The organism is Streptomyces calidiresistens, assembly GCF_014141525.1.
Taxonomy (GTDB): Bacteria; Actinomycetota; Actinomycetes; order Streptomycetales; family Streptomycetaceae; genus Streptomyces; species Streptomyces calidiresistens.
Window position 1 is genome coordinate 1 of the sequence record NZ_VKHS01000893.1, and the last position, 2,056, is coordinate 2,056.

Genomic DNA, 2,056 nt, shown 5'->3' on the forward strand with positions numbered 1-2,056 from the left:
GAGCCGGCGGGGGTGCCGGGGGGTTCGTGGGTCGTCACCATGCTCGGTTCCTCGTTCTCTGGAGGTGTGCCCATCGTGCCGCACGGGCCGGGGGCGGAGGGCCGGTGTCCGGGGACCGGCCCTCCGCCCCCGGCGGGAGGAGTGCGGCGGGTTCCGTGAGCCCTGTGAGCCCTGTGGGTTCAGTGGGTTCAGTGGGTTCAGTAGGTGACGTCCGGGGAGAGCAGTCCGAAGACCGCCGCGAAGTACGTCATCCCCACGAACCCGAGGAGGACGATCGTGCCCGTGACGTACCGGCCCGGCCCGGCCCGGTGTCGGATGTCCCCGGCCAGGACGAGGGCGGCGGGGATCAGCGCGAGCACCCCGAGCCACTGCGCGGCCACCAGCGCGCGGAGCAGGAGCTGCGAGACCGGCTCCAACTCCATGATGTGGCCGAGGACCAGCGCCCATCCGCCCAGGGCCGCGAGCACGGCCACGGCGCCGGTGGTGCGCAGCGCGCGGGGCAGTCGCGCGGTCCGGGTCGGGGCGGGCAGGGCGAAGCGGCGGCGGATCAGGGCGCCGACCGGCGGGGCCAGGGCGGCGATCAGGAGGATCACGGTCGAGAGGACGAGGATCGGGAGGGCGAGGGAGGCGTACCGGGCGGGGCTCACGGGCAGCAGCGCGAAGGCCGAGGCGTAGCCGATGGCCTCCACCCGGTCACCGTCCATCCGCACGGTCAGCAGACGCTGCCCGCCGACCTCGCGCCAGACCCGGGGCTCGATCTCCTCGTAGACGGTGGGTTCGCCGGTCTCCGGGCCGGGGGTGACCAGGATGGTGCCGTCCTCGCGGGCCGTGATCCGGGTCTGGCCGCCCAGGGCACCGAGAACCGACATGAAGGTGCTGTGCATCGACCGGGAGCTCTCGTAGACGCCCTCGATCGGGGCCGCGTCCCCGGTCGTCCCGGGCTCCGCGCCGGTGCTGTCGGGGGAGCCGGGGAAGTAGCGGTCGGTGAAGCCGTTGAGGATCGCCTCGCGCAGGCGCAGGCTGTCCAACTCCCCGCGTCCGCCCCCGTTGAGGGCGACGAAGACCCCGGTGCCCGACTCCGGGTGGAGTTGCAGGTGGGAGTGGAAGAGCGTGGTGTCGCCGCCGTGGCCGAGGACGCGCCGGCCGTTGCGGTCCTCCTCGAAGAACCCGAGGGTCATGCGCGGTCCCTCGGCGAGGGTGCCGAGGGAGTCGGCGTCCAGCCCGGGGGCGTGCATGAGATCCAGGGTCCCGGGGGTGAGCAGGGCCGGTCCGTCGCCGGTCTCCCCCAGGTGCGCGAGCATGAAGCGCGTCATGTCGGTCGCCGAGGAGGTCAGCGAGCCGGCGGGCGGGCCGGTGACGATCTCGAAGGGACCCGCCGGGCCGGTCGCGGAGGCGTAGCCGGCCGCCAACCGGTCGTGCAGTGCGTCGGGGAGGGGCTGGGCGAAGTCGGAGGAGTCCATGCCCAGCGGTTCGAGGATGTTCTCCCGCACGTACTCCTCGAAGGGGACCCCGGCGACCCGCTCGACGACGTATCCGGCCAGCGCGGCACCGTAGTTGGAGTAGGCGGGAACCGTGCCCGGCCGGTAGACCTGCTCGGGCGGGTCCTCGGCCAGGTGGGCGCGCAGGTCGACCTCGGTGCCCTCCGGGGCGAGCAGGTCCGCTATCCGCTCCTCGAACCCGGCGGTGTGGGTCAGCAGGTGGCGCGTCGTCAGGTCCTCGTCGAACGAGGTGGGGACCGTGAAGTCGAGGTACTCGTGCACGTCGGCGTCGAGGTCGATGTCCCCGCTCTCCACGAGTTGCATCACCGCTGTCGCGGTGAAGAGCTTGGAGACCGACCCCACCCGGAAGAGCGTCCGCTCCGGGTCCACCGGGAGGGGATCGCCACCGTCGGCGCCGGTGTCGGCGTGGCCGTAGCCGCGCGCGGCGAGCACCTCGCCGTCGTGGACCACGGAGATCGCCGCGCCGGGGATGCCGGTGGTCTCCAGTGCGGCGGGGACCGTGCCGTCCAGCCAGGTCTCCAGGTCCTCGGTGGTGAGGTCGGCGGTGGGGGGCGGGG

Annotated in this window: 1 protein-coding gene; it reads right to left on the reverse strand. The window is 73.5% G+C overall.

The window, feature by feature from the left end:
* Positions 1–197: 197 nt before the first annotated feature.
* On the reverse strand, positions 198–2,056 hold a 1,859-nt coding region (locus tag FOE67_RS23860; protein ID WP_182666905.1), incomplete at its 5' end, for a serine hydrolase domain-containing protein.